This window comes from Candidatus Nanosynbacter lyticus, from assembly GCF_000803625.1.
Taxonomy (GTDB): Bacteria; Patescibacteriota; Saccharimonadia; order Saccharimonadales; family Saccharimonadaceae; genus Nanosynbacter; species Nanosynbacter lyticus.
This window is the reverse complement of the sequence record NZ_CP007496.1, coordinates 221,215-246,800: the sequence shown is the minus strand read 5'-3', so window position 1 is coordinate 246,800 and position 25,586 is coordinate 221,215. Positions and strand designations below refer to the sequence as shown.

At 44.3% G+C, this 25,586-nt stretch carries 22 protein-coding genes; 12 read left to right on the top strand and 10 right to left on the bottom strand.

Features of this window, described 5'->3' with window-relative positions; translation table 11 throughout:
• Window positions 1–33: 33 nt before the first annotated feature.
• Together der and TM7x_RS01275 are read left to right on the top strand one after the other, a co-directional pair.
• Window positions 34–1,602, top strand: a complete 1,569-nt coding sequence (der, locus tag TM7x_RS01280) for a ribosome biogenesis GTPase Der (RefSeq protein ID WP_082001330.1) — start codon at window positions 34–36, stop codon at window positions 1,600–1,602.
• 255 nt (window positions 1,603–1,857) lie between these two features.
• Entirely contained in the window at window positions 1,858–2,247 is a 390-nt protein-coding gene (locus TM7x_RS01275) for a hypothetical protein (RefSeq protein ID WP_039327148.1), read from the top strand.
• Between the two features lie 121 nt (window positions 2,248–2,368).
• Here TM7x_RS01275 and TM7x_RS01270 read toward each other — a convergent pair whose 3' ends face one another.
• Window positions 2,369–3,337 carry a GTP-binding protein gene (locus TM7x_RS01270; protein WP_039327146.1) on the bottom strand — a complete coding sequence of 323 codons (969 nt, stop codon included), beginning with the start codon at window positions 3,335–3,337 and terminating at the stop codon, window positions 2,369–2,371.
• Window positions 3,338–3,380: 43 nt separating this feature from the next.
• Here TM7x_RS01270 and pth point away from each other — a divergent pair, with 43 nt between their 5' ends.
• Complete coding sequence (gene pth / locus TM7x_RS01265) at window positions 3,381–3,941, top strand: aminoacyl-tRNA hydrolase (RefSeq protein ID WP_039327143.1); 561 nt, start codon at window positions 3,381–3,383, stop codon at window positions 3,939–3,941.
• Window positions 3,942–3,960: 19 nt separating this feature from the next.
• Here pth and TM7x_RS01260 read toward each other — a convergent pair whose 3' ends face one another.
• Window positions 3,961–5,079 (bottom strand): DUF475 domain-containing protein, encoded by a 1,119-nt coding sequence (locus TM7x_RS01260; RefSeq protein ID WP_082001328.1) that lies wholly within the window; start codon window positions 5,077–5,079, stop codon window positions 3,961–3,963.
• Between the two features lie 41 nt (window positions 5,080–5,120).
• Between TM7x_RS01260 and TM7x_RS01255 the strand changes: the two genes are divergently transcribed.
• From TM7x_RS01255 to TM7x_RS03770, 8 genes are all read left to right on the top strand, one after another.
• Entirely contained in the window at window positions 5,121–6,164 is a 1,044-nt protein-coding gene (locus tag TM7x_RS01255; RefSeq protein ID WP_052198800.1) for a permease, read from the top strand.
• A complete protein-coding gene (locus tag TM7x_RS01250; RefSeq protein WP_082001327.1) occupies window positions 6,154–6,888 on the top strand; it encodes a TIGR03943 family putative permease subunit in 735 nt (244 codons plus the stop codon). The genes TM7x_RS01255 and TM7x_RS01250 overlap by 11 nt, the downstream gene beginning before the upstream one ends.
• Before the next feature lie 45 nt (window positions 6,889–6,933).
• Window positions 6,934–7,347, top strand: coding sequence for a Fur family transcriptional regulator (locus TM7x_RS01245; protein ID WP_052198799.1), 414 nt, complete (start codon window positions 6,934–6,936; stop codon window positions 7,345–7,347).
• Between the two features lie 381 nt (window positions 7,348–7,728).
• Window positions 7,729–8,598 (top strand): DNA-processing protein DprA, encoded by an 870-nt coding sequence (dprA, locus tag TM7x_RS01240; protein WP_052198798.1) that lies wholly within the window; start codon window positions 7,729–7,731, stop codon window positions 8,596–8,598.
• Between the two features lie 38 nt (window positions 8,599–8,636).
• Complete coding sequence (locus TM7x_RS01235) at window positions 8,637–9,317, top strand: CDP-alcohol phosphatidyltransferase family protein (RefSeq protein ID WP_039327138.1); 681 nt, start codon at window positions 8,637–8,639, stop codon at window positions 9,315–9,317.
• A 52-nt stretch (window positions 9,318–9,369) separates the two neighbouring features.
• Window positions 9,370–11,673 (top strand): type I DNA topoisomerase, encoded by a 2,304-nt coding sequence (topA, locus tag TM7x_RS01230; protein WP_039327136.1) that lies wholly within the window; start codon window positions 9,370–9,372, stop codon window positions 11,671–11,673.
• A gap of 202 nt (window positions 11,674–11,875) precedes the next feature.
• On the top strand, window positions 11,876–12,928 hold the full coding sequence (locus TM7x_RS01225; RefSeq protein WP_039327133.1) for a sigma factor-like helix-turn-helix DNA-binding protein: 1,053 nt from the start codon (window positions 11,876–11,878) through the stop codon (window positions 12,926–12,928).
• 44 nt (window positions 12,929–12,972) lie between these two features.
• Window positions 12,973–15,612: a type IV secretory system conjugative DNA transfer family protein gene (locus TM7x_RS03770; protein ID WP_052198797.1), complete on the top strand. Its 2,640-nt coding sequence runs from the start codon at window positions 12,973–12,975 to the stop codon at window positions 15,610–15,612.
• 11 nt (window positions 15,613–15,623) lie between these two features.
• Here the strand turns inward: TM7x_RS03770 and TM7x_RS01215 are convergent, their stop codons facing one another.
• From TM7x_RS01215 to speD, 3 genes are read right to left on the bottom strand one after another with little or no spacing between them, the layout of a single operon-like run.
• The gene (locus TM7x_RS01215) at window positions 15,624–17,153 is read right to left on the bottom strand and encodes a polyamine aminopropyltransferase (protein ID WP_230478855.1); all 1,530 of its coding nucleotides are present in this window, start codon (window positions 17,151–17,153) and stop codon (window positions 15,624–15,626) included.
• A 9-nt stretch (window positions 17,154–17,162) separates the two neighbouring features.
• On the bottom strand, window positions 17,163–17,837 hold the full coding sequence (locus tag TM7x_RS01210; RefSeq protein WP_039327129.1) for a hypothetical protein: 675 nt from the start codon (window positions 17,835–17,837) through the stop codon (window positions 17,163–17,165).
• Window position 17,838: 1 nt separating this feature from the next.
• Window positions 17,839–18,186, bottom strand: coding sequence for an adenosylmethionine decarboxylase (speD, locus tag TM7x_RS01205; RefSeq protein WP_052198796.1), 348 nt, complete (start codon window positions 18,184–18,186; stop codon window positions 17,839–17,841).
• 50 nt (window positions 18,187–18,236) lie between these two features.
• On the opposite strand from speD, the gene TM7x_RS01200 reads away from it, so the two are divergent.
• Window positions 18,237–18,731, top strand: coding sequence for a DUF2726 domain-containing protein (locus TM7x_RS01200; protein WP_052198795.1), 495 nt, complete (start codon window positions 18,237–18,239; stop codon window positions 18,729–18,731).
• Window positions 18,732–19,500: 769 nt separating this feature from the next.
• Here the strand turns inward: TM7x_RS01200 and TM7x_RS01195 are convergent.
• Genes TM7x_RS01195 through TM7x_RS01175 form a run of 5 tightly spaced genes read right to left on the bottom strand, consistent with a single transcriptional unit; the run spans window position 19,501 to window position 25,581 of the window.
• A complete protein-coding gene (locus TM7x_RS01195; RefSeq protein ID WP_039327126.1) occupies window positions 19,501–20,415 on the bottom strand; it encodes a cell division protein FtsQ/DivIB in 915 nt (304 codons plus the stop codon).
• Window positions 20,412–21,581 (bottom strand): UDP-N-acetylglucosamine--N-acetylmuramyl-(pentapeptide) pyrophosphoryl-undecaprenol N-acetylglucosamine transferase, encoded by a 1,170-nt coding sequence (locus tag TM7x_RS01190; RefSeq protein WP_039327123.1) that lies wholly within the window; start codon window positions 21,579–21,581, stop codon window positions 20,412–20,414. Before TM7x_RS01190 ends, TM7x_RS01195 begins: the two co-directional genes overlap by 4 nt.
• Window positions 21,508–22,800 (bottom strand): FtsW/RodA/SpoVE family cell cycle protein, encoded by a 1,293-nt coding sequence (locus TM7x_RS01185; RefSeq protein ID WP_138074066.1) that lies wholly within the window; start codon window positions 22,798–22,800, stop codon window positions 21,508–21,510. The genes TM7x_RS01190 and TM7x_RS01185 overlap by 74 nt, the downstream gene beginning before the upstream one ends.
• Window positions 22,793–23,830, bottom strand: a complete 1,038-nt coding sequence (locus tag TM7x_RS01180; protein WP_052198794.1) for a phospho-N-acetylmuramoyl-pentapeptide-transferase — start codon at window positions 23,828–23,830, stop codon at window positions 22,793–22,795. Before TM7x_RS01180 ends, TM7x_RS01185 begins: the two co-directional genes overlap by 8 nt.
• A 2-nt stretch (window positions 23,831–23,832) precedes the next feature.
• Complete coding sequence (locus tag TM7x_RS01175; protein WP_039327116.1) at window positions 23,833–25,581, bottom strand: peptidoglycan D,D-transpeptidase FtsI family protein; 1,749 nt, start codon at window positions 25,579–25,581, stop codon at window positions 23,833–23,835.
• Window positions 25,582–25,586: the final 5 nt, after the last annotated feature.

Here is a 25,586-nt window from a genome sequence, read left to right as displayed (position 1 = left end):
CAAAACACCCTAAAACTGTTATAATCTATAATCATGTCAAAATTACCAACTGTCGCTATTATTGGTCAAGCCAACGTCGGCAAAAGCTCGATGTTTAACCGTTTAACACGCTCTCGCACAGCTATAGTCGCCCGTGAGGCCGGCACCACCCGCGACAACGTTGTTGGTAAGGTCTCATATAAACGCCACGCGTCATCTCCTAATGAGAATGCGGCAGACGCGACACCTCCTACGCTGGAGGCCGTGAAATGTTCGCGAGAAGCGGGCGTTTCAGCCGAACGCTCGCAACAAATCTCCAGTGGAGATTTGAGCGAAAAGAGTACTCCAGCGAAGGAGCGTGGCGCGAGTGCAACCGCCGAATTCTGGCTCATCGACACCGCCGGCCTCAAACCCGCCGAAGACGAATTCGAAGCCACCATCCAAGACCAAATCGCCGATGCTTCTGCCGCTGCCGACGTCATTCTCGTCATGGTCGACTCCACCGTCTATCCATCAGACGCCGACCGCCAACTCGCCAAAAAAGCCTTAAAGAGCGGCAAGCCCGTCATTTTAATCGCCAATAAAGCTGATCTGAAAGAATCTCTTCACGTTGACGAATTCAAACGACTTGGCATTAAAACCATCATCAAAACTTCCACCGAGCATAACATCGGCATCTCCGAGCTGCTCGACAACATCGCCGATCTCATTCCGCCAGCCACTGAAACTGCGCCTGACGACATTATTCGCGTTGCCCTCATCGGCCGGCCAAATGTCGGCAAAAGCAACCTGTTCAACACCTTGGCAGGCAAGCAGCAAGCCATCGTCGCCAACGTCGCTGGCACCACCCGCGACGTCAACCGCGTCCAAGTCCGCTACCACGGCCAGACCATCGAGCTACTCGACACCGCTGGCATTCGCCGCCAGGGCAAGCAAGAGACCGGTATCGAAAAGTTCTCGGTCCTGCGCACCATGCAGGCCATCAACGAAGCCGACGTCTGTTTTCTCTTGATGGATGTTAACGAATTGAACGTTCAATTAGATCAACGGCTGGCTGGCATCATCGACGAAGCGGGCAAGGGGCTTGTTCTGGTTGTCAGCAAGTGGGATTCCGTTGAGGACAAAGACGCCTATACTCATGATGAAATTGCCCCACAAATCAGCTATAACTTCAAGTTCACGCCGTACGCACCGTTAATATTTACCTCTTCTGTCACTGGACAGAATGTCGCCAAGTTATTCGACCTAGCGCTTGATATCTATAAGCGTCGTCGCCAAGAATGTAAAACTCGTGCCTTAAACGACATTTTACAGAAAGCCATCGCCGCACATCCGCCAGCTGGTCTGAAAAATTCACACCCGAAGCTGCGCTACATTGTCCAGACTGACGTTGCTCCGCCGTGGTTTGTTATATATGGCAGTAATCTGAAATTTGTCCACTGGAGCTATAAACGCTATTTGGAGCGAACTTTGCGTGAAGCTTTCAATTTTGCGGGAACGCCAATTAAACTATCTTTCCGCGATGAAAAGCAATTAAAAGCCAACCGCGAACGCGTTGTGCGCGGTTTGGCACCAGTCACCAAAGCTTACAAGCAGGCCAAAAACGCTGAAAAACACACATGATACTTTATTCTTGACAAAATCTATTGACATTTTATCCTATTAGTGATATAAATGAATACAGCTTTTGTTGACAAGTTGAGATTTATTCCTTGTCCGAAAGCGTACTTTGACAAGTGAAGAGAACCTATAAGACGAAGGTGAGATTTTGCGATATTTTAAGAAGTATCCCGAAACCTCATCTTCGATCTATGCCATCCGGGCGTTGATCAGTGTTTCCAACACGGGCGTTCGCCCAGATGGGGAGAGAGTACTGCAATGCCTACATTCATTACCCCCGAGGTCCAGGCAAAGAGGGCTGCCAACCTCAAGGAAACAGAGAAGAGGATGGAGGAACTCAGAAAAAATGAGGTCTCCCGCTTCTTCGAGGAGGGGATCTCTGAGTTCTGCGAGGAAGTCAGGAAAGCCGCAATCAATGAATACCTTATGAAAGGTAAGCTTCCAGACGAGATCTGTATCTATGACCATGACCTTCTAATCACCTCAGCAGTCGCAAACAATTCTGAGTGCCGCAAGGAGCTCCTTAAAGAGCTCCAAAGCCTTGAGGAGAAGGTTCGTGACGTTGAATTCAGCTACACAGAATCCAACCCGTGGGTAGCTACCACCGACCCTTGCATTGTCGTCTACTTCTCCAACAACCAGGAGTAGCAGGCAATAACATCGCAAACATGGCGAGTCTGTAGACTCTCCGTCAGATTCTCTCACTTGTCGTGTTTGCTCCATAGATGCGTGTCTATGCTGATGAGTCGGAAACGACGAAAGCGAACTTTTATTCAAACATCATCAATTGCGCAGACAAAACTTCACGCGTAATTTCGTCCGCACGTTCACCAATTAGCACAATTTTTGCTGGCTCTTCCGCCGCAGAATTAGCTATTTGAATCTGATTTTTCGTTGCCTCCAAATGATGTCGCACACCATTATCGTCAATAAAACAGCCTTTCATCCGCCTAAGTTTATAAGTGTCAAAAAGTTCCGGCCAAATTTTTTCCAGAGTCGCCGCAGCAATTTTCATACCAGAAATATCCAGCACCGCATACGTCGGATTGTCCGGCACGACCAGCTCGCCGTCATACGTGTCAAAAAACGCTAGCAGCCCCGACGGCGTGGTTAATTTACTTAGGTCAAACCGACCGTGCGGCGCGCTCAGCACCTTGGCGTAGGGCAGGGCGGAGAGTTTTATGCCGTATTCAGCTCGTTCATTGTTATTTAGTAAATCCTCCTTGGTCACCAAAATCACGTCCGCCGCCTGTAATTCAACCTCGTGCGCCGGCTCAATCCCGTGTAAAATCTCGTAAGCGTCAATTACGTAAAAACTCTGCATCAGCTCATACTTATTGAAGATTTGTGCATTTATCAGTTTCTCAACTAAGCTCATCGTTCGCGCCACACCCGTCGCTTCGATAAACACTGGCGCCGGGGAATTGCGGCAAAAATCCAGCAGCATCCGCGTCAATGCGTGTTTCGACGAGCAGCAGACGCAATCGCCAGCCAACGTCGTCACCATCTCCGCCAATCCCTCCAGCCGATAGCCGTCGATATTTTCATTAGCATACTCATTTTCAATTACCCGTGAGCCTTTATAGTCACTTTGTTGCAATAAGAATTCAAGGACGCTGGTTTTTCCAGCACCCAAAGATCCATTGACCAAATATAGCGGCACTTTGTCAACAACCGCCCGCGCTTCGTCAAACGCCGCATTAACACTAAACTCCAAATCATTGTCGCGCTTTGCCATATGCTTATTATACGCTATTAGCCTCAGGTGATATACTAGGTCTATGAAAGTTATTCTAGCACTGGGCAATCCTGGCGATAAATATACCAATACCAGACATAATGCTGGCTTTTTGACTATTGATAAATTTGCTGCTGAGCTAAATGTAAATTTCATAAATAAGCCAAAATTTGCCGCCGACATTGCCGAGCTGAATCTTTCTGGAGAAAAGATACTACTAGTTAAACCAAACACATATTATAACGAGGTCGGCATTGCCGCGCGAGCGATCATGGATTTTTATAAACTGACACTGGATGATTTACTAATTATTCATGATGACACTGACCTTGATTTTGGTAAAATCCGCGTCCGTAAAGGCGGCCGCGACGCTGGCAGCAACGGTTTGAAATCGCTTCATGCTCACATTGGTTCTGACTTTTGGCATATTCGTATCGGCACCGACAGTTTACTGCGAAAACAAATCGGTAGCGTTGACTTTGTTTTAAGCAAATTTAATTCTGACGAACAAAAAATCCTTCATAGCTGGATTTTTCCAGAGTCAATTAAGCTAATAAATAAGTTTCTTGATGGAACAATTGAGTCATTTAGCGTCAAGCTTTAGCGACAAATTATAATACTTACTACCGTTTTTTAGGTACAATTTTTGATGCGCCATTTTTTATTTTCTGCTCGGCTTGATGAAGTTTAGTCATCGCCGCCTCCTGCAGATTAATTGATCGCATCTCTAATATACTGCTACCAACCGCCAGGCTCACAAACAACAACCCCAGTCCTCCCGTCGCCCATTCCGGCAATTCCAGCTGAAACAGCTTAGCGATCATCATCATACCCAACGCCATAATCGCCCAGTGTGCACCATTTTCCAGATACTTATATTTACTGAGAGCGCCAGTTCGCAACAGATAAACAGTCAATGACCGTACCCAAATTGCCCCAGCACCCAGGCCGGCCACAATTAATAACACACTATTAGTGATAGCAAATGCGCCAATTACGCCATCAAAACTAAAGCTGGCATCCAACACCTCCAAATACAGCAGGCTAGCAAACGCCGCCCAACCAGTCTTAATTTTGATAGATTTTGCGCTATCTTCATGAAAGAATGAGCCAAACAACTCTAGCCCAATATGAAGCATAATTCCGAGCACTGCCGAGATCAACACTAGTGATTTATGTGGAGCGTCAACTGTAAAATACAGTACAGCAGCCACGCTGAGCATTATACAAACCTTAAAGTTCTCAAATCGCCCAGCCTTAGCCATCCACGGTTCAACATGCCGCATCCAGTGAATACGCTTGTTGTAATCAATAAAATAACTAAGTCCAATCATGATTAAAAACGCCCCGCCAAACGCGTCAATCATCGGCGATGCTTCATGCAAAATCTGACCATATTCTGTTGGCTTATGAAGAGCCAAATCAACCACTTCCATAAAACCGTGGCCACTCGCAATCATCACAATAACAATTGGCAATATAAATCGCACAACAAACACCGCTACAAAAATACCGACTGTCAAGAATATTTTCTGCCAAACCTGACCCATCCCCGCCAGAACCTTACTATTGATTACTGCATTATCAAAACTAAAAGTTACTTCCAAAATAACTAAAATGGCAAATAGCCATAAGCCATTAAGCCCCATTTGCGTAAAAATTAGACCACCTAAAGCCATGGTTAATAGCACTGAAAACCAAAAAATCCGAAACGGATGATGCGAATGTAAAAGATGCTTCATAATGATTTAGTATAACATAAGCATGCGGTATAATTTTATATATGGTGCGCAAGCTATCAGACGGCCGCTTAAAGAAAATACTATACGCCAACCAGGAATTAATAAACTGGATTGTTTTTGGGATTTTTGTGATTACTATATATTACCTCAGTTCAAAATTTAGCACTATGTTAGTTAATGGAGAACTTGTAGATTTGTTTACAAAACTACTGCCATCGCTTCAAGATTTTCTTACGCTCACACTGAGTGTAATCGTCGAAGCTACACCATTTCTGCTACTGGGAATAATTGTATCGGCACTAATTAGAAAATTTTTACCATCAGACAAACTGCTCAAGATACTACCAAAAAATACCTTCCTCAGGCGAATTGTGCTGTCAACGCTTGGAATAGCCTTGCCGGTCTGTGAATGTGGCAATGTGCCGGTTGCACGCAGCCTGATGGCGCAGGGCCTTAAACCTGCTGACGTCATCAGTTTTCTATTTGCCGCACCAATCCTCAACCCCATAACCATCGTCGCTACTATGACGGCCTTCAGTTTTCAGCCGCAGATGGTCTGGTGGAGAGTCATTTTTGCGCTGATTATCGTCCAAATAACAGCTTTCATTGTTAGTTTATTCAAAGAAGATTCTATACTTAATCCAGACTTTAAAGAGTATTGCCACGCTCATAAAAACGATTCGTCTTTTCTAAAAATATTTGACAACTCACGCAACGAGTTCTGGCAGTTATTTACCATACTAGTCATAGGTGCTAGCATCGCCGCAGCCACCCAAGTATTTGTACCACGATTCATCATTAACACCGTCGGTGGTGACATTTTTCTGTCAGTTATCGCCATGATCATCCTCAGCTTTGTTGTTTCAATATGCTCAAGCATAGACGCGTTTTTTGCCTTAGCTTATGCACGTAGTTTTACTGCCGGCTCAATCTTGTCATTCTTATTATCCGGACCAATGGTAGACATAAAAATGATTATACTTATGAAGACTACTTTCCGTTGGCACTTTATAGCAACAATTGTACTAATAATATTCGCGCTGTCTTTCATGGCGGGCGTGGGAGTTAACTTATATGTTCGCTAATTTACTAAGGTCGATGGGCGGGATTTTGGTCTGTGGCTATATCCTCCTATTAGCCAGCCGCGATCATCTGGGTTTTTACACTCATCCACGTTATCATCAATTTGCCATTATAATCAGTATAGTTGGAATTGCACTTTTTCTTATTGATATAATGTTGCAATTTAAAAGCAGACAGTCCCTTAACGGATCTGTCTTTAATTTAAGGAGAGTAAAGGTCAGCTCCTACTTGGCGATTATTATCCTAACAATCGGCTATACACTACCGCCAAAGACGCTATCGCCAAGCAGCCTCGCCCAAAGAGAGAATCCTGCAATTATTGAAGCTGAGAGTCGCTGCGAAATTCCAAAACCAACAGAAAATAGCTCCACAATCTCAATAAACCGCTGGAAAACTGCCATAAATTCCTGCAAACAAGCCTCTTACTTCGATAATAAAGATATTACTATCACTGGCTTCGTTTCAAATGACCTACTAAAAAACTACGGATACGATTACTTTTACATTGCGCGCTATGTCATAAGTTGCTGTGCTGTTGATAGTGTTCCAGTAAAAATCATCGTCGAGAAGAGATTCTCAGTAGATTACCCAGACGGTACCTGGCTGATAGTCAAGGGTAAGCTATCCCAGAAAGTCATTAATGGCCAAGCTGAATACGTGATTACTCAGCCGAACATAACTAAGATAAGCCAGCCTAAATACCCATACGAACTAATGGGAATATAGTGTTATTGCATATTTGTTGCAATAAGTTGTAAAATACTTATCATTATGACACTAAGCGAAATATTCGAGCAGCACGGTTTTCGCCTGACAAAGCCTCGCCAGCAGATTTTCGATATACTAAAAAATTCAGAAATACCTCTTACCGTCGGAGATATTGCAAAAAACTACAAAAACATTAACCGCACTAGTATTTATCGCACCCTTATCATATTTGATAGACTAAAAATAATTAACACAATATACATTGGCTGGAAAAACTATTACGAATTAGCCGAGCCATTCATACCACATCATCACCACTTATACTGTATCAATTGCCAAAATGCCGAGCCCATACAACCGAAAGAACTCGAAAAACTCGTAGACTACATTGGCAAAAAGTATAATTTTATAGTCACAAAACATCATTTTGAGCTAGAAGGTATTTGCGAAAAATGCCGACATATTATAGAAGAGTAAATAATTTTTACCAACAAAAAAGCACCAGGTAAGGGTGGGCATCACCTGGTGCTTTTTTACCCTTCAACCCACCCGAGCTACCGTCTCGGCGAAGCGTCGTGACTAAAACTCCAAAAGTCCGCGCCTGATTGATTATCAACACTGCTTAGTGCTCACCTTAACAGAGGTCGCCTTTGAAAAAGGGCAGTTAAAGGGGTTAGTATGCGCGTAACGTTGAACCGCAAAAAGTGGAGGGTAAGAATACTTAATGCCATTGCGCGCAACCTAACATATAGTTAGAATAGGGGGTATAAGGTGCGTTTGGTTAATGATTACTTAACCAATCGTCCTTGATTATAGCAAACATTTGACAAAGTGTCAATACTTTTCACAACATTTTGTATGGAAATCAAGAGAATTCTACCAGATAAGCATATTTTCACCCAGAGATTAGCACATATTGCCAATCCTCCAAAAAGCTTATGTTATATGGGAAAATTGCCAGAAGCTAACGCACCTATCGTATCAATTGTTGGTTCGCGCAAGCCTTCAGCCTATGGGAAAGAAGTAACCGAGAGATTAGCCGCAGAGCTAGCAAGTGCCGGTTGTATAATCGTCAGTGGACTAGCCCTCGGAGTAGATGGAATTGCTCAAAAAGCGGCTTTAGAGGCTGGTGGCACAGTGGTAGCAGTCGTCCCCAATGAACTACCTGACATCTCACCGCGCACCAATTATAAACTAGCTATGGACATAATTAGGCAAGGCGGGGCAGTAATTTCTGAGTGGATGAAAGGTGATAATAAAATAGTAAATCGCTGGAGTTTTCTAGAACGCAATCGATTAGTCAGTGGGCTGGCAGATGGCATTATCATCACTGAAGCCACAGAGAGAAGTGGCACCTTAAATACTGCTTCTCACGCCTTAAACCAGGGCAGAGACTTATTCGTTGTCCCTGGCAACATAACCAGTCCGCTCTCAGCGGGATGCAATAACTTGCTGAAGCAGGGCGCTTATCTAGTGACAGACGCAAATGATATTTTGAATATAATTGCCCCAGAAAAATTACAAAAATCCAGCAGCCCCGAGGCTCCACTAAGCTCAACTCCAGAAGAAGCAATTATTATCAAACTAATCTCTAGCGGAATTCGAGACGGAGATGAGCTCCAGCAAAATTCCGGCTTATCGGCATCAGACTTCGCCACAGCGCTAACTATGCTAGAAATCAACGGCGCGATTAAGCCGCTCGGAGCAAACAACTGGACATTACGATAATATTGTCAATTTGACAAATTAATGTTAAGATACAGATTATGAAGACAAGCCGAGAGTCAGGTAATCGCGCTAATACTATAGCTAAAGATGTATTTACCATACCTAACGCCATAACACTAACAGGTGGGATACTAGCATGGCGCGGAGCGGAAGAACTTAACAATCCTTGCGGTTTGTCAAAAGCCGCCCTAGGAAGATTACTTGACACAATTGACGGTCCAGTATCTCGCTTCACAGGACAAACGAGTGACGTTGGGGCAGCCCTTGATGCTATAACCGATAAAATAGTTACTGCAAAAATCCTCTACGAAATGAAAAAGCAAAAGGTAGCTCCAGAATTAGTCATTGGCACTATTGCGCTACTAAACTTCTTAAATTCTACAGCCACGGGAATTACTAATCTACGCAGTGAGGAGAAAGGTAAAACTCGACCAACCAAATCAGGCAAATTAGCCATGGCTGGCGAAACGTTTACCTTAATAGCTTATGCCGGTGCCCATGTTGCCGAATATGCTAACAATCCTAAACTTGCTAAGTTTCTACGTGGGCTAGGAGCCACAGCGTTTATAGCATCACTACCGCCTGCTGCCCATTCCTTATATACATACACAAAGCAAGCACTCGGCAAGAATACTGTACCAGAAAGAATGCCGCCGACGGGCGCCGAACGTAGCCTAAGACTAATGGGAGCACTTAACAAATTTAACAAATGTGGCTAAATAATTTAAGCTGCAGTTGTAGCTACATATCGATTTGTTATAATATAAAGTTATGAAAAATCTCGTTATCGTCGAGTCGCCAGCCAAAGCTAAAACCATTGAGAAATATTTGGGCAAGGATTTTCATGTCCTGTCAAGCGTGGGACATATCCGCTCGATTGTCAAAAAAACCAAGGACGGCACACCGCCAATTGATGTGGCGAATGATTTTTTTGCCGTCTACGAAGTTGATCCCGAGAAGAAGAAAGTCATCACCGAGCTCAAGAAAAACGTCAAGGCCGTCGGTAAAGACAATGTTTGGCTGGCCACCGATGAAGACCGTGAAGGGGAGGCAATTGCTTGGCATCTCTGTAAAGTATTGGATTTGCCGATTGAGACAACCAAGCGCATCGTCTTTCACGAGATCACTAAGGATGCCATCACCAATGCTATCAAGAACCCGCGCACCGTTGACATGAATCTGGTGCAGGCGCAGCAAGCACGGCAAATCCTCGACCGGCTGGTCGGCTTTGAGCTCAGCCCGGTAGTCTGGCAAAAAGTGCCAGGCGGCAAGTCAGCTGGCCGCGTCCAGAGCCCGGCAGTACGGCTACTGGTCGAACGCGAACGAGAAATTATGAGGTTCGAGGGCAGTTCACAGTTCAAGGTGACCGCCATATTCATCCACGACAATCAAGAGTTCAAGGCTGAGCTCAACCAGAAATTTGATTCTGAAGCGGCCGCCCATGAATTCTTAACTAGTCTCAAGCCAGCCACATTCACCGTCAGCGACATCTCGAAAACTCCTGGCACCCGCAACCCAGCCGCACCGTTTACGACCTCGACCTTACAGCAGGAAGCCAACGCCAAGCTCGGCTTCAGCTCCAAAGCCACCATGGCTTCAGCCCAGCGGCTCTACCAAGACGGTAAAATCACCTACATGCGTACTGACTCGGTCAATTTGAGCGGGCAGGCCATCGCCAGTGCCACCGACTTTATCAAGCGGTTGTACGGCCCGGATTACTCCACCGTGCGCAAATTCAAAACCAAATCCGCCTCCGCCCAGGAAGCCCACGAGGCCATCCGTCCAACCGACATCACCAGCGAAACCGTCACTTCCAACGAGTACGACCAAAAACTCTACGACCTCATCCGCCGCCGCACCCTGGCATCCCAAATGTCGGCAGCGAAATTAGAGAAGACGACAATTTCCATAGATATACAAGGAAATGACAAGTTACATTTTGAAGCCAAAGGTGAAGTCATCACCTTTGACGGATTCTTGCGTGTCTATGGCGGCGGCAAAGACGAACTCTTACCAAAGCTCCACACCGGTGACACCCTCGAAACCCACGACATCACCGCCCGCCAAACCTTCGCTCGGCCACCGGCCCGCTACACCGAAGGCTCCCTGGTCAAGAAGCTCGAAGACCTCGGCATTGGCCGTCCAAGCACCTACGCCACTATCATCGACACTGTACAGACCCGCGGCTATGTCGAAAAGGGCGACAGCGAAGGCCAGCCGCGCGACGTCATCGTCCTCAGTTACAACGGCGAAGAAGTCAGTCGCGACGTTGTCCAGGAAAAAACGGGTTCCACCCGCGGCAAGCTTATTCCAACACCAAGCGGGGAACTAATCGCCGACTTTTTAACCGACCATTTCACGCAAATCGTTGATTATGATTTTACCGCCAACGTCGAGACTGAATTTGATAAAATTGCCGCCGCAGAGCTGGCTAAAAGTGCCATGCTCAACGGATTTTACACGCCATTTCATAAACTGATCGAACAATCAGGCGGTATCGACCGCAGTAAAGTCGGCGCCAATCGCGAAGTCGGCATCGATCCAAAATCCGGCAAACCAATCCTGGCGCGCTTTGGCCGCTTTGGCCCAATGTTGCAACTGGGCGCCACTGACGACGAGGACAAACCACGCTTTGCGCCGCTACCAAAAGGTGCGAAAATTGAAACCGTCACTTTGGAGCAAGCGCTGGAAATGTTTAAGCTACCACGCATCGTCGGCCAAACCGAAGACGGGCAAGACATCAAGGCCAACATCGGCCGCTTTGGCCCGTACATCCAAGTTGGCAAACTCTTCGTCTCCATCAAGCCCGAAGATCCGCACACCATCACCCTAGAAAAAGCTCGCGAGCTCTACGCCGCCAAACTCCAGGCCGAAGCCGAGAAAAACATCGCTGACTTTGGTGACGGCGTCAAAATCCTCAACGGTCGCTTTGGTCCATATATCACCGACGGCAGTAAAAATGCCAAAATTCCTAAGGGCACCGATCCAAAAACCATCACCCATGAAAAGGCACTGGAATTGTTAAGTAAAACAGCCGCAAAACCAACCCGTAAGCGAACAGCTAAGAAAAAATAGCGATATTTTCTATACTATCCAACAATTTTGGATAATAAAAACTCTCACATCATCTATTGCAAAAATAGTAAAATACATGCTATAATTTATATGAACAATTATAGCATTTACCTATTGACATTTATCAAATGCAATTGTATAATTAAAAACATATTTTAATCAATGTAACCTGTGGTGAGGCAGAGAGGATTTTCCTAATAGCATGAACGAGACAGTAAAAACCGAAAGAATCGACAACTTAAATTCTGCCATTGATACTATTATTTCCAAAATACCGCAAGAGCGCGAAAGGGAAATCATCTCTCGACGATTCGGCTTGTCTGACAGGAAGGAAACGCTAGAAATGATTGGTGATATGTTCGGCATCACCCGCGAGCGAGTTCGTCAGCTGGAAAAGTCTATCCTAACACGACTTAGAGTTGCTGTTAGCGAAGGAACCCTACCGTCAGTTACTGCTATAGAAAAGGAAATAACCTCAAGCCTATCAGAAATGGGTCGAGTAGCCCGTATACAAGATTTAGCATCACATTTCCTGGGCAAGGAGGCCTCATCAATTGACCGCTCTCGTGTAGCGTTTATCGGAGAGTTGGCGGAAAATATCACTATCATCACAGAAAATGACGACTACTATCAAGCGGCAGCCATTGACACTCTGGGTAACGAAAAGCAAGTTAAAGTAAGAGTTGAAGAAGTTGTTAAGACGATTAAAAAACATGGCGAGCCAATCACTGCGGAAGATCTACATAAAAAATTAGACTACGAACATCCATCAAATATTGCAGCATTGGCTACTGTTAGTAAAAAATTAGCTAATCTACACAATCAATGGGGACTAGCTAAATGGCCATCAGTTAACCCAAAGAACATCCGCGATAAAATCTATGTCGTTCTTGACACCAACGGCTCACCGATGCACTTTTCTGACATTGCCAAAGGTATTCGAGACAGCGAGTTTAACCGACGAAGCGTTACTACTCAGGCGATTCACAATGAACTTATTAAAGATAGTCGATTTGTGCTGATTGGGCGTGGTATTTATGCACTGGCCAGCTGGGGATATAGTCGCGGTACCGTCTCTGATATTATTACCGATATCTTGAAAAACTCTGAGTCTCCATTGCACCGTGATGAAATTGTTCGTCAAGTCCTTGATAAGCGGCAGGTTAAAGAAACCACTATTCTGCTCAACCTTCAGTCAAAACCGCAGTTCAAGCGTGTCGCGAAAGCTACTTACGTTTTTGACGAAGCTGTTTAAGCTAAGTTGCAAACTTCCTTCAGAGGTGAGATAATTTACATATCATGCAGATTATTTCTTGGATTATTGGTACGTTATTACAATGGTATGTTTGGATGCCAATTGTAGCAGTTCTGGTATTTCTGACGTGGCGAAATTATCGAAGAATCGAAGAATTTACTCCTGTTGAGAGCGTACTATTAGTTCTGGAAATCCCACGGACCAATGATAAACAGGAGTTGGCCGCCGAGCAGCTGTTTGCCTCACTCCACGGCATCTTACGCGACAATAAAGAACTGCGCTTATCCGGTGGACAGCAGGAGCATATTAGTTTTGAGATTGCTTCGGTTAATGGTCAAATTCGCTTTTATGTTTGGGTGCCAAAAACTCTGCAAAGTTTCGTCGAGGGTCAAATTTACTCGCAATATCCAACCGTCCAAATTCATCAAGCCAACGAAGATTATACCGAGCACGAGCGTGATCACGAGGTTGCGTATTCAACCGAACTAACTTTAACTACGGATGAATTTTTACCAATTCGCACCTTTCAGAATTTTGAAGTTGACCCGCTAGCTGGTGTTACCGGCACCCTCGCCAAATTAGAAACTACCGGAGAAGAGCTATGGATTCAGGTGCTAGCTCGACCGATTCCTGATGATTGGCAACACGCTGCAGACAGATATATAAATAATATAAAAAGCGGACGCGGCTTGTCGCTTCCAGGACTCGGCGGTAGCATGCAGTGGATAGTCGGGATACTTGGTGCGCTCTGGCAACCACCGGAGCAGGGAGTCGGTCAGTCTACAGCTGTTGAGTTGTCAGACCGCGATAAAACTCGCATTTCTGAAGCGGAAAAAAAGGCTACAAAGCTTGGCTATGAGGTAAAGATACGACTGGTTTACATGGGCGAAAGTAACACCAACGCAAAGCTTCGCATGCAAGCCCTGGTCGGTACATTTAAGCAATTCAACTCAACCAACCTTAACGGCTTTCGCGCCTTCAAGGGTGCATTCGGTAAAGAATTCCTGGAGAAATATCGTAAGCGAGCATTTTATGGCGACGGCTTTATCTTAAACATTGAAGAACTAGCTTCTGTCTTTCACCTACCACACACCAATGTTGAGACACCGAATATTGTCTGGGCTAGTGCCAAAACCGCCGAACCACCGTCCAAACTACCAGTCTTAACTGGCAATGACGCCAACGACGACCAAATCTCCGCCTTTGGAGTCACTAACTTCCGCGGCATTAGTCATCAATTCGGCATGCTACGCTACGACCGCTCACGCCACGTTTACATTATCGGGCAAACTGGCGCCGGAAAAAGCGGCCTGCTGGAATTATTCGCCCTCAGCGATATCTTCCATAATCAAGGTTACGCCATCATTGACCCACACGGCGATTTCGCTATCAATAACATGAAGTTCATACCGGGCTCAAGACTGAATGACGTCATCTATTTTAACCCAGCCGACACCGCTTACCCCTTAGGGTTTAATCCGCTAGAAGTCACTAATCCCAACCAAAAAACCAATATTTCATCAGAAGTGATTGGCGTCCTGAAGCGCATGTTCGGCGATTCGTGGGGTCCGCGGCTGGAATACATTTTACGCTACACTATTCTGGCGCTACTTGACCGACCAGAAGCCACTATGCTTGATATTACTCGCATGCTAACAGATAAAGAATTCCGCAAAGAGACGCTGGGCTATTGTCGCGATACCGTGGTCCTACAATTCTGGAATGTTGAGTTTGCCAGCTGGAACGATAAATTTGTCGCTGAAGCAATCGCACCGGTGCTAAATAAAGTCGGCGCCTTTACCGCCAACCCAATCATCCGCAACATCATTGGCCAGCCTAAATCTACGTTCAATATTCGTCAAATCATGGACGAAGGCAAAATCCTCATCGTCAATTTATCGAAGGGCTTAATTGGTGAAGACAACGCCGCCATTCTGGGATCCTTCTTAGTCACAAAAATTCAGCTCGCTGCCATGTCACGATCAGACATTCCTGACGTTCGCGATCGTCGTCCGTTCTATCTCTATGTCGATGAGTTCCAGAATTTCGCCACTGATTCATTTGCCACCATCTTATCCGAAGCTCGCAAATACGGTCTTAATCTGACTGTCGCCAATCAGTATATTTCCCAAATGAGTGAAACTGTTCGTGACGCCGTTTTTGGTAACGTTGGTACCATGATTTCTTTCCGAGTTTCTGCCGATGACGCACCGATCCTAGCTAAACAGTTTGAGCCAAACTTTGAATCAATTGACCTACTACAGATGCATAATCGTAATTTTGTTATCAATATGGTAATCGGCGGCGAAAAAACTCCTGCATTTTCAGCGCGCAGCCTGGAGCTTCCACCGTCCCAAGCGGACAATACGCCACATATCATCGAACATTCAAGGCGTATGTATTCGAAGAGCAGGGAGGATGTCGAGAGAGAAATTAGCGACACTATCATGCCCAACAGAAATCAGAAAAAGCAGGCCGTCCCAAAGCCGAATCCGCAGACCAATAGTCAACCAAATAAAACACAACCCTCTATAGATAGCGGGGAGGTTGTCCTGCAAATTCGTGGCAATAATGGATTAGATAAGCCTAAGTCCTCATCAGAAGTTGCAACCACGCCCGAATCAACCGCGACCACCACGCCAAAAAGACGACGCCGACGACGGAAAAAGAGCACCACTCAATAAATTATTGAACTCTAGTTATAATAACGCCACTGGCGCATATCAGCATTATAAACATCAGTTATCCGCGGAGAAATCAGCGTAGAGACGGGACCCGACGGAACTGAAACCGCATTATTTTTAGTTAAAAAAGTAAGTAGCTTCTGATTTTGATAACGCAATCCTTTTGGTAAAGGCTGACTCATCACAACATCAGCATTTGGCGCTGACAGCACAAAACCCCACTCGCCAAATGACGGCACATTCACCGAGAACGCCGCTATGTGCCGCCCAGGATGAGCGGATTTTATGGTATTTGCCACCATATAAAAAGCCTGCGGAGAAAAGAACGAAGAAGTTGCTTGCGTTGCCATTACGCCATGCTCTGTTAAAATATTGCCGACCTGACGGTACAGCTGCTCGGAATAGAGCTTAGCTAGTCGCTCATTCGAAGGGTCAACCAAATCAATCAACACAACATCATATTTATCCTGCGTCGAAAAAGCAAATTGAAAAGCATCTTGATTAACAATATTAACGCGAGAATCATGAAGTGACCGCTGATTAATGTCAGTTAGTAGGTGATTAGTCTTTGCTAAATTAGTCATTGACTCGTCAATATCAACCAGAGTAACATGCTCGACGCTCGGGTATTTCAACACGTCACGCGTCAACAGGCCATCACCGCCGCCCATAATCAGCACTCGCTTTGGACTAGCGACCGAGGACAGGGCAGAAGCAGACAGGGTCTCATGGTAGCGCGCCTCATCCAGACTAGAAAATTGCAGATTGTGGTTTAAAAATAGCCTGGTGTCTTTCTTATATCTGGTTAGTACAATCTTCTGATATGGCGTTTGCTGCTGAAACATTACCGGATCTTTATAGGTCCGCTTATCAATTGCGTTTTCAATCTCTGTCGCATAAATAAACAGTCCAGACAAAACTATTGTTGCTACAATACTAACTATCATCACAACCCTAGAAGCTTTCATCTGCCTTAAAATCAATACGGCCACAGCGATATTCAACGCCGCTACCAGATAAGCACTACGCATCAAACCAAGATGAGGCAACATAATCAGGGGAAATAATAAGGAGGCTACTAACGCACCAAAATAATCAAGCGCCAGAATCTTACTAAATAACCTAACTGATGATTTGCGACCAAATTTCTGAAACATCTTCACTAGAAGTGGAATTTCCAGACCGATACAAATGCCTATCGCTAGGCTGATAATTGCAAAAATAACCCAGTGCAGTCGCGTAAAAACAAATCCCGTATACATCAAAAGTACCGAATTACCACCAATTAGTCCTAAGACAATCTCATTAGTCGCAAAACTGGTCGCTGGATGTATTTTAATATAATTAACCAGCAGCGAACCAATACCCATTCCAAATAAAGTTACGCCAGTCGCCAAGCTAAAGCTTAAGATTGAATCTCCGACCAAGTAAGATGCAGCCGCACCCAAAATTAATTCATATATAATGCCGCCAATCGCCACTAATATCGCCGCCGCAAATAAAGACACTTGCTCACGTTTATGCATTTCAAATCGCGGCACTAGAATATCCTACTTTCCAAATCCGCCACTACTGCCGCCATAAACACCACGCGCTCCGCCACCATGCCCATCGCTGGAGCTATTATCCAAAAATGTAAATATAACAGCAGTGGCAATAAACACTATAAATATAATCATCCACCAATTAATCGGCGTAATTGTCCTGCCGAATATTCGCTTTTGCTCTTTAGAGTCTAGCTTCACTTTACGATAAGCATCATACTCACGATTATTATACTTCTCAATAGTAATTAGCTGGCGCCCCTTCGGCGCTTTACTGTCCCGCAGTGTAGCGTAAGCCATCATTTCTTTTGGGAAAACTTGATAGGTGTTTTTACCTTTAATATTCACAATTTCGCCCACGCCAACTTCATCAACAACTACAACATGATCCGTTCCGTCCTGCTCGGAAAGAGTAAAAGATTGACCTTTTTTTAGCTGCTGCGGATCAATTGACCTAGTAAACCGAATTGGCTCATATAAAGATACAACCTCGTCACTGTGGTCATACTCAACCCAAGTATCATAATCAGCTAGGCCAGTGATTTCCCATTCTTCCCAGTAGTAAAAGCGTTTATCTTTCTCACTCCACTCACGAAACAGCAAGCAGCCAACCACTCGTAGATTTGTCTTCTTTCCAGTCAAAATCTGGTTAATCTTCAGGCGTGCCTTAGTACGTTTCATATTATAAATCCACCTTTTTCATAGTTATGTCTTCAGCCGCTAGTTCCTGACCGACTAATTCTTGTATTTGTTGAATAGTGACATCATTCAAGGGTTTACAAGTAGTCATTGATGTATAGGCAGTACCACTTTCCGGCCATGTGTGAACTGCAATATGCGACTCAGACAAAAGCAGAGCAGAGCTAACCCCCTGCGGCGAGAACTGATGAGTTACCGACTCTAATGGGTGTAAGCTAGCCGCCTCGGCAATGTCGCGCATTAGTTTTTGCAACCCATCTGCATCATCAAGCAGGGCAGAGTTAGATCCGCTCACCTTAACGGCGATAGATTGTATCCCAGATGTGTTCATATTAGTAATTATAGCACTATTTAACCACAGTAATATGCTACAATGAGTTCATGGAAACACTTATGTTTATAATAGCTGTAGTTATCGTAATTTTTATTATAGGGTTGGGAAAAATAAATGATAGAGGTTCAATTAAAAAATACACAAAGAGGGAATACAGATATACTAAAAAATCCTGTGTAATTACAGAAAATGAACTGTCATTCTACAAAACCCTGCAAGAAGCCGTAAGTGGATGTGTAATTATACCCCAAGCCCACTTAAGTATGTTCTTGGAGCACAGAATAAAAGGGCAGAGTTGGAATGGGGCGCTTAACAAGATAGATAGAAAATCAATAGACTTCTTAATCTGCACCAATGATATGTCTCCTCTTATAGCAGTAGAGCTTGACGACAGCACGCACAACCAGCCAAGGCGTAAAGAACGTGATAATTTCGTTAATTCAATCATCAGTGACGCAGGCATCCCCCTATTGCGCTTCAGAACTAACGAATGGAACAGTGATCTAATCAAGCAGAGAATTGCACAAGCTTTTCAAAAATAAGCTGATAAATAACAGAACAAAATACGAACTAATTATTTACGATTTTCAAGGAAGCGTCAAAGTAAATCCTAAACACGCGCCATAACAAATATCGCAATATAAAACCTACATACGGCTATAATAATCAATCACGCAAACGATCCATAAATCCGCCATAAAAGAACACATCAGATAGCCCAAGCAGGGTCCATCAGTAGACAGGACACAAGACAAGAAGAGTAGTTGCAGATTTATAAAATAGAATAAATTTGCACCAAAAAAGACGATAGAGTAATCATGTTTTAGATATAGTCCTAATGTCGCACAATGCACATTTTACGTAATAATAAATACACGACTAACTTGGGTATACACATGTGTCCATTGATGTAGCCACACTCTATAAATATTACAATTATTTGCCCAAAATAGTCAGGGGACTTCACTATCCATTCAGCATAGACCATGCTACACAACAAGCTAAATAAAACTCACCAACAAACACGAACTTAAAATATTCATTTACCTAAAAGCACCCGCCGCAAATGCCACATTGATATTTTTACATCACTGTATCATCCAATAAATATCACATACGGTTTGCTTATAAGTTTTCCACATATGATTTTGCTTATTTGACATTTTGTTATTTTTATTTCCCCGCTCCCCTAGTTTGTCATGACTTAATTATTTGACTTTTGCATATTTTGATATTATTATATATAATTTTTATATAGCCAAAATAGAACAAAAAGAGAACTTACTCTATCCAAAAGAGAAGTTAACTGCTCTATTTATAGAAAGACCGCTGGTCTACCCTAACATCTATATAGCCTGACGATTGACCATTCTTATCTAAATATCCCAGCGTTACTATTGCCTGCCTTACCTGAGAGCGGGCAGATCTATCAACAGTCATTCTTATCTGAGACTCCCTGCCCTCAACCTTAAACCAGACTTGGCGTACGGTATTGGCTGGTAAAATAGCTTCCGACACCTTCAGCTTATGTTGCGAGAATTCAGACACAGCTTGCCCTAAAAAACTTAAAAATTGCCGATTTATAACCTCTTGGCCACCCCGAGTAGGTAGTCCACTTTCGTCGCGAACCGCAACTGTAGGCGGGTTAAAATAATTCTGCTCAAACGTAACACCACCATCATCAACAAAATAAACTTTATTTCCAGAAGACCACTGAGCTACTGGCTGACGAAAAGTTAACTTAGCGGCTGAACGCGCCAAGAAATCACCCTCCACACGAATAGTTTTTACTTCAGGAGCTTTCTGTAAGAAAAACTGCCTCAAATCATTATTGTTCAGAAAAAACCTAAACCGCTCAGCTGGATGGGCATTGTAATATTCGTTAAGAACACTGGCGTATTTACCAGAATTGCTAGAACTTTTAGCGTCGGGAGTCTGAATGGAGATACTAATTGTCAGCTGAAACAATAAAAATACCACGGCAGCCAGACACACTGCAGTTATAAATAACTTCTGCATCATATGACGACGTTTTTTTACTAGATTATGCGCCTCAAGCCGTTCAGAGGCCTCTAACGGTGAAATTGTCTGGCGACTATTAAGAGTTCTGTTTCGGCGATATGACTGCGTTGGTAGATTGTCGTAATTTTCAAACTGCCGACGAGCAGCAACCTCTCTACGGCTTAAATTTTTATCAGATTTCTTTCGAGAAAAAGATAATTTCACCTTCGCCTACCCTGTCTTCGTATAGTAGTCAGAATAATCTTCACCATATCTTTGGCCGCATCAGGCTTGGCAAACTTGCCAAAATTATCGCCTAAACCCTTAAGAATCTTCTGCGATTTCAATACACCAATAATCTTACGTGCCAAAATTTGATCATCCTTATCTAGTTCGTCCTCTGAAACTATCAAAGCAGCCAATGCGTCCTGATACACCTTGGCATTCTTTAGCTGATGACCACCTGTCAGACGGCCGTTAGGGATAATCACAGTAGGTTTATGAAGCGCGGCCAGCTCCAGAAGAGTGGTCGCCCCCGCCCTAGTTACAACTATATCTGCTGCCGCCAAAACTTCAGCCATACCATTATGGACAAAGGCTTGAAGTCGCCATCCACTGCGCTCACCAGCCTGCTTAAGTATTTCTTCGTACTGCAGGTTTCCAGATATTAAAAACACCGAAGCCTCAGCTAAGAGATCTTCCCTGATTGCTAAAATTGCAGAATTAATACGCCTAGCACCTAGCCCACCACCGGTGACGACAACCAGTGGCTTATTGGAATCAAAGCCTAATTTCGCCTTCAATTTTTGCCGCTCGGCCTCAGAATAAGGACGAAATTCTGGCGCCACTGGTATACCAACATACGACGCTTTTTCAGGAGGATAATTATAATATTCGAGGGGTGCACCAGTACCAATAGCTTTTGCAAATGGACTAAGCAGGCGATTAGTTAACCCCGGATGAGCATCAGAGTCATGAAGGACTAACGGGATTCGCAATAATCTCGCAGCATAACCTACAGGCAAGCAAACGTAACCACCTTTTATGAAAATAACATCCGGCCGCCAGGCTATTAGCTTAAATAAGCTTTGGAAAAATCCGACAACTACCTTAAAGCCGTCACGAAGATTTGGTAGTAATATTGATGGGTGTAAATGGAACGACAGACTCTTACCATGATATCGCCGCAGTTTCCCAGCAGTAATCAGCTCAACTGGAATAGTTTCGTCAAATTTAGCAAAAATCCCACGTGCGCTGGTGCCAAACTTTTTATCGCACCAAAAACGAAGCTCGTGATCACCAGTCTTTTGTAATTCCCTAAATACGGCTACCACCGGCGTAACGTGTCCGCCTGAGCCGCCGCCGACCGCTAAGATCTTGACCACCTTCACCCTCCTCTAATACTTTATGTGACGTATATTTGGAAATTTGAAAAACTAAACCGAGTGCCGCAGCGATAAACAGCATGCTTGTACCACCATAACTTAATAATGGCAAAGGAATTCCTGTCAGCGGCATTAGTCCTGTCATTGCAGCAATATTTAAAACTACATGTGAAGCAATCCAGCCAAAGATCCCAGCCACAATCAACCGCAGCGTTGTGTCTGGCAGTCGCGCCGCTACGTGTAAAATCGATAATAGCAGCGCAGTAAATAACGCCAATATAGCCATCAGACCAACAAAGCCAAATGTCTCTCCCATAACAGCGAAGATTGAGTCATTAATCGCTTCTGGAAGATATCCGGTCGCCTGAACACTTTTGCCAATACCAAGCCCCAGAATACCTCCCGAACCAATTGCAATTCTAGCCTGCTGGATGTGATAATTTTTGTCCTCTTGACCACTTGCGGTTTTATGACTATCACCCTGAATAAATGTCATAACCCGCTCAATTCGGTGCGGTGAGGTAAATATCAATACTAACCCACAAAATGCCACCACTCCTAAAATCTTACCAATTATTTTCCAATCCACACCAGACACTATTATCATTGATAACACTATGGCTATCAAAGACACGCCAGTACCTAAGTCTTTCTGTAAAACTACAATCATCAGCAGCGAAAGTGCAGAAATAACCCCAACCGGAACGAGTGTTTCATGAACATCATTTATTTTCCCCTGAGAAGCACGCCGCCCCAAAAAGCCCGCCAAGAATAATAAAACGCCATACTTTAACAATTCTGACGGCTGAAAACTACCTAGTCCACCCAAATAAAACCATCTATACGCGCCGTTAGTTTCTTTGGCCAATGACAAATGCAGTAGCGAGCCCAGCAAAAACAACAAGACGCACGATAGGAATCCCGCCCAAAGAACATATTTTGAACGCTCGCCCGTAAACCACTTATACGGTACAAAATAAAATACCGAAAACGCCACAACAGCTATAGCAACACTAGTTAACTGCTTACCAAAAAAATAAGTATCACTATAATTCGTGCCATAAGCGTAATTCATCACATTGGCGCGTTGTGGCCCCAGTGCATACATAACGATTAGTCCGAGCAGCAATAAAAGACCCATATACAGCACAATCTGGTACATCGGTCGGTGACTGCGAACCGATTGCGTGGAAGTCTGGTGTTTCCCAGCGACTGAATTACGCAATGTGCCCCCCTGCTAGTGCCAGCATGACCCCCACAAATGCCATCACGCAGCCAATCACCCAAAACCGCATCGTTACTTTAGTTTCCGGCCAGCCAATTGCTTCCAGGTGATGATGAATTGGTGCAGATAAGAAAATTTTTCGCTTAAAAATCTTTTTACTAGCAATTTGCATCAGACTCGAGCCTGCCTCTACTACAAATAACAATCCAATTACAGGCAATAATAGTAGCGAATCCGTCAGCATAGCCACTACCCCCAAACTCACTCCATAGGCGAAACTACCAACATCGCCCATGAAAAACCGCGCTGGATAAATATTAAACCACAAATAGCTAAGAAGTACGCCAACTACCGTAAAACAGAACCCTGCCAACAGTACCTGTTGCTGCAACAAAGCAATCACCCCAAAAGCACCAAAGCTAGTACCCAGCAGACCGCCAGCCAGTCCATCCATGCCGTCAGAAATATTCACCGCATTACCGGTCGCCACTACCGCAAATGCAAACAGCGGAATAATCAACCAGCCAATATTTACATCACCCATAAACGGCACATGAAAACTCATCACGCCTAATTTAGCGAAGAAGAACCAGCCAAGAACCACGCCGATAAGGGTGATTAGCGCAAACTTTACCGGACTACGTAAACCCGCCGCCCCGCCGCCTAGCCCACGTAGATTAATAACGTCGTCAATCAGCCCAACCGCCCCACCACCGACCAGCGCCGCCAATGGTAGCCATGTCTGAGCTCGGTCCAAGTTAAATAAAAACGTCACAATAAAAATAGAAATCACACCAATCACACCCGCCATTGTTGGAATATTTCGCCGTAGTTTTGCCGCTTGAAACTTAGCAAAAACCTTTAATTTTTTGCCGTCAGTGCTCTCTGATCTCTGCTTCTTCCAGAATCGATACCTATAAGCAAAAAACGTATAAACTGGCGTCAAAAACATCGCCAGTAAAAACGCCCCAACGCTCAGTAAAAACACATGAGTTAATTCATTAGTGACTGTCTGTAAGGCTACTCCCATATCTATTCCTTTGGTGCTATTTTCATATAATCAATCATCCAATTGGATATATCCGTAAAAATTGGCCCGGCGTGGAAATTTCCTTGTAGATTAATCCTCTTACCTGGCGCTGCTACACGTACCATTATGACATATTCGGCACCATTTTTACCACCGCCATAACCAATATAAGTAGCAATCGTTTCCTTCTGAGTGTAAGAACCGTTAACCACCGCCTCGGACGTACCAGTTTTTCCACCAATCTCATAGCCAGGCTTGTCACTTTTTGACAAGAAAGAAGATTGGCGAGCAGTCGCTAACATCGTCCTCATTTGCGATGAGGTATTACCGCTTACCGTCTGACGAATTGACTTACTTTCTGACGATTTTAGATTACCATAGCCATCAATTACCCCTCTAAGGACAGTTGGCTTATAATACTGACCGCCATTTACCAGCGACGAAAATCCAGCCGCCACTTGCACCATCGTCAGATTCATACTCTGACCGTAAGTCATTGCTGAATAGCGCACTTCGTTACCTTCAACGCTATCTGGCGGATAAATATACCCTGACGCCTCACCCAGCTCAATTCCTGTCTTCTGACCGAACCCAAATTTATCATGATAATATTCATATAAAACCTGACGAGCAGCAAGATTAATCTGCGAACCATTACCCAGCCTACGTATTGCCGTAATCGTACCAACGTTAAGAGAATTATTAAACGCTCCTTGAATCGTAGTAGTGCCGCTTAGACCCCTTAAAGCATTACACATAGTCCGATCGGCAACCTTAATACAGTCTGTGTTATTATATGTACTAGACGGAGTAACAGCCCCTTCATCTATAGCTGTAGCAAAGCTAAATGACTTGATAATTGAACCCGGCTCAAATGGCACCATTGAAGCACTATTCATAAACACCGCCGCATTCTTTTGCTTATTAAACTCCGCTGGATTATATGTTGGGTAGTTAGCCAATGCTAATATTTGACCATTTTTGGGATTCATAATAACCGCACTACCTTCAGTGGCATTTGCAGCTTCAATCCCCTTTTTAAGTGTCAACTCCACCTGACTTTGAACATTTCGATCAACCGTCAACGCTAAATTATCGCCAGACTTTGCCTCAATTCTCATATTATTTTTTCCAACAGTGAGCGGCACATTTCTTACGTCAGTCACAGACTGCAATAGACCATCTTGTCCCTTAAGTCGGTTGTTAAGCGAGCCTTCCACGCCATATTGACCTTCGCCCGCTGCATTCACAAAACCTAAAACATGCGCACCTAGTCCACCCTCAGGATAGCTCCTGACGGAACCCTGCTGATATAGCACCCCAGCAAAATTTTTCTCTTTTAATTTTTCCGCCTGAGTTCTGGTGATATTTTTTGCCAAAACCTCATATCGCGATTTTTTATTAGCCAAACGCTCAGCCGCCCCATCAGTCATCTCCCCGCCAGCAATCTCCCTCAGGCTCGTAATAATCTGATTCCGCTCTTTATTATCAACCGCCTGAGGATCCGCAATCACCGTGTAAGTCGCTTGGTTTAGAACTACTGGCACTGGAGTTTTTCCGTCCATCATATAAATTTTCCCACGCTCTGCAGGAATAACAAACTGACGCTGCTGACTAGCACGAGCTAGCTCTGTGTATTTGCCATATTGTAGAATCTGCAATTGGAATAATCGCAACACAAAAGCCGCCATCGCTACGAGTAAAACGATGGCCAAATAACTAGTTCTTGAACGAATAATAAGCCGCTGCATACTGC

Bases quoted from the DNA above. Each gene is read 5' to 3' on its own strand.
- der (WP_082001330.1), top strand. From the start codon at position 34: ATGTCAAAATTACCAACTGTCGCTATTATTGGTCAAGCCAACGTCGGC.
- TM7x_RS01275 (WP_039327148.1), top strand. From the start codon at position 1,858: ATGCCTACATTCATTACCCCCGAGGTCCAGGCAAAGAGGGCTGCCAAC.
- TM7x_RS01270 (WP_039327146.1), bottom strand. From the start codon at position 3,337: ATGGCAAAGCGCGACAATGATTTGGAGTTTAGTGTTAATGCGGCGTTT.
- pth (WP_039327143.1), top strand. From the start codon at position 3,381: ATGAAAGTTATTCTAGCACTGGGCAATCCTGGCGATAAATATACCAAT.
- TM7x_RS01260 (WP_082001328.1), bottom strand. From the start codon at position 5,079: ATGAAGCATCTTTTACATTCGCATCATCCGTTTCGGATTTTTTGGTTT.
- TM7x_RS01255 (WP_052198800.1), top strand. From the start codon at position 5,121: ATGGTGCGCAAGCTATCAGACGGCCGCTTAAAGAAAATACTATACGCC.
- TM7x_RS01250 (WP_082001327.1), top strand. From the start codon at position 6,154: ATGTTCGCTAATTTACTAAGGTCGATGGGCGGGATTTTGGTCTGTGGC.
- TM7x_RS01245 (WP_052198799.1), top strand. From the start codon at position 6,934: ATGACACTAAGCGAAATATTCGAGCAGCACGGTTTTCGCCTGACAAAG.
- dprA (WP_052198798.1), top strand. From the start codon at position 7,729: ATGGAAATCAAGAGAATTCTACCAGATAAGCATATTTTCACCCAGAGA.
- TM7x_RS01235 (WP_039327138.1), top strand. From the start codon at position 8,637: ATGAAGACAAGCCGAGAGTCAGGTAATCGCGCTAATACTATAGCTAAA.
- topA (WP_039327136.1), top strand. From the start codon at position 9,370: ATGAAAAATCTCGTTATCGTCGAGTCGCCAGCCAAAGCTAAAACCATT.
- TM7x_RS01225 (WP_039327133.1), top strand. From the start codon at position 11,876: ATGAACGAGACAGTAAAAACCGAAAGAATCGACAACTTAAATTCTGCC.
- TM7x_RS03770 (WP_052198797.1), top strand. From the start codon at position 12,973: ATGCAGATTATTTCTTGGATTATTGGTACGTTATTACAATGGTATGTT.
- TM7x_RS01210 (WP_039327129.1), bottom strand. From the start codon at position 17,837: ATGAAACGTACTAAGGCACGCCTGAAGATTAACCAGATTTTGACTGGA.
- speD (WP_052198796.1), bottom strand. From the start codon at position 18,186: ATGAACACATCTGGGATACAATCTATCGCCGTTAAGGTGAGCGGATCT.
- TM7x_RS01200 (WP_052198795.1), top strand. From the start codon at position 18,237: ATGGAAACACTTATGTTTATAATAGCTGTAGTTATCGTAATTTTTATT.
- TM7x_RS01180 (WP_052198794.1), bottom strand. From the start codon at position 23,830: ATGGGAGTAGCCTTACAGACAGTCACTAATGAATTAACTCATGTGTTT.
- TM7x_RS01175 (WP_039327116.1), bottom strand. From the start codon at position 25,581: ATGCAGCGGCTTATTATTCGTTCAAGAACTAGTTATTTGGCCATCGTT.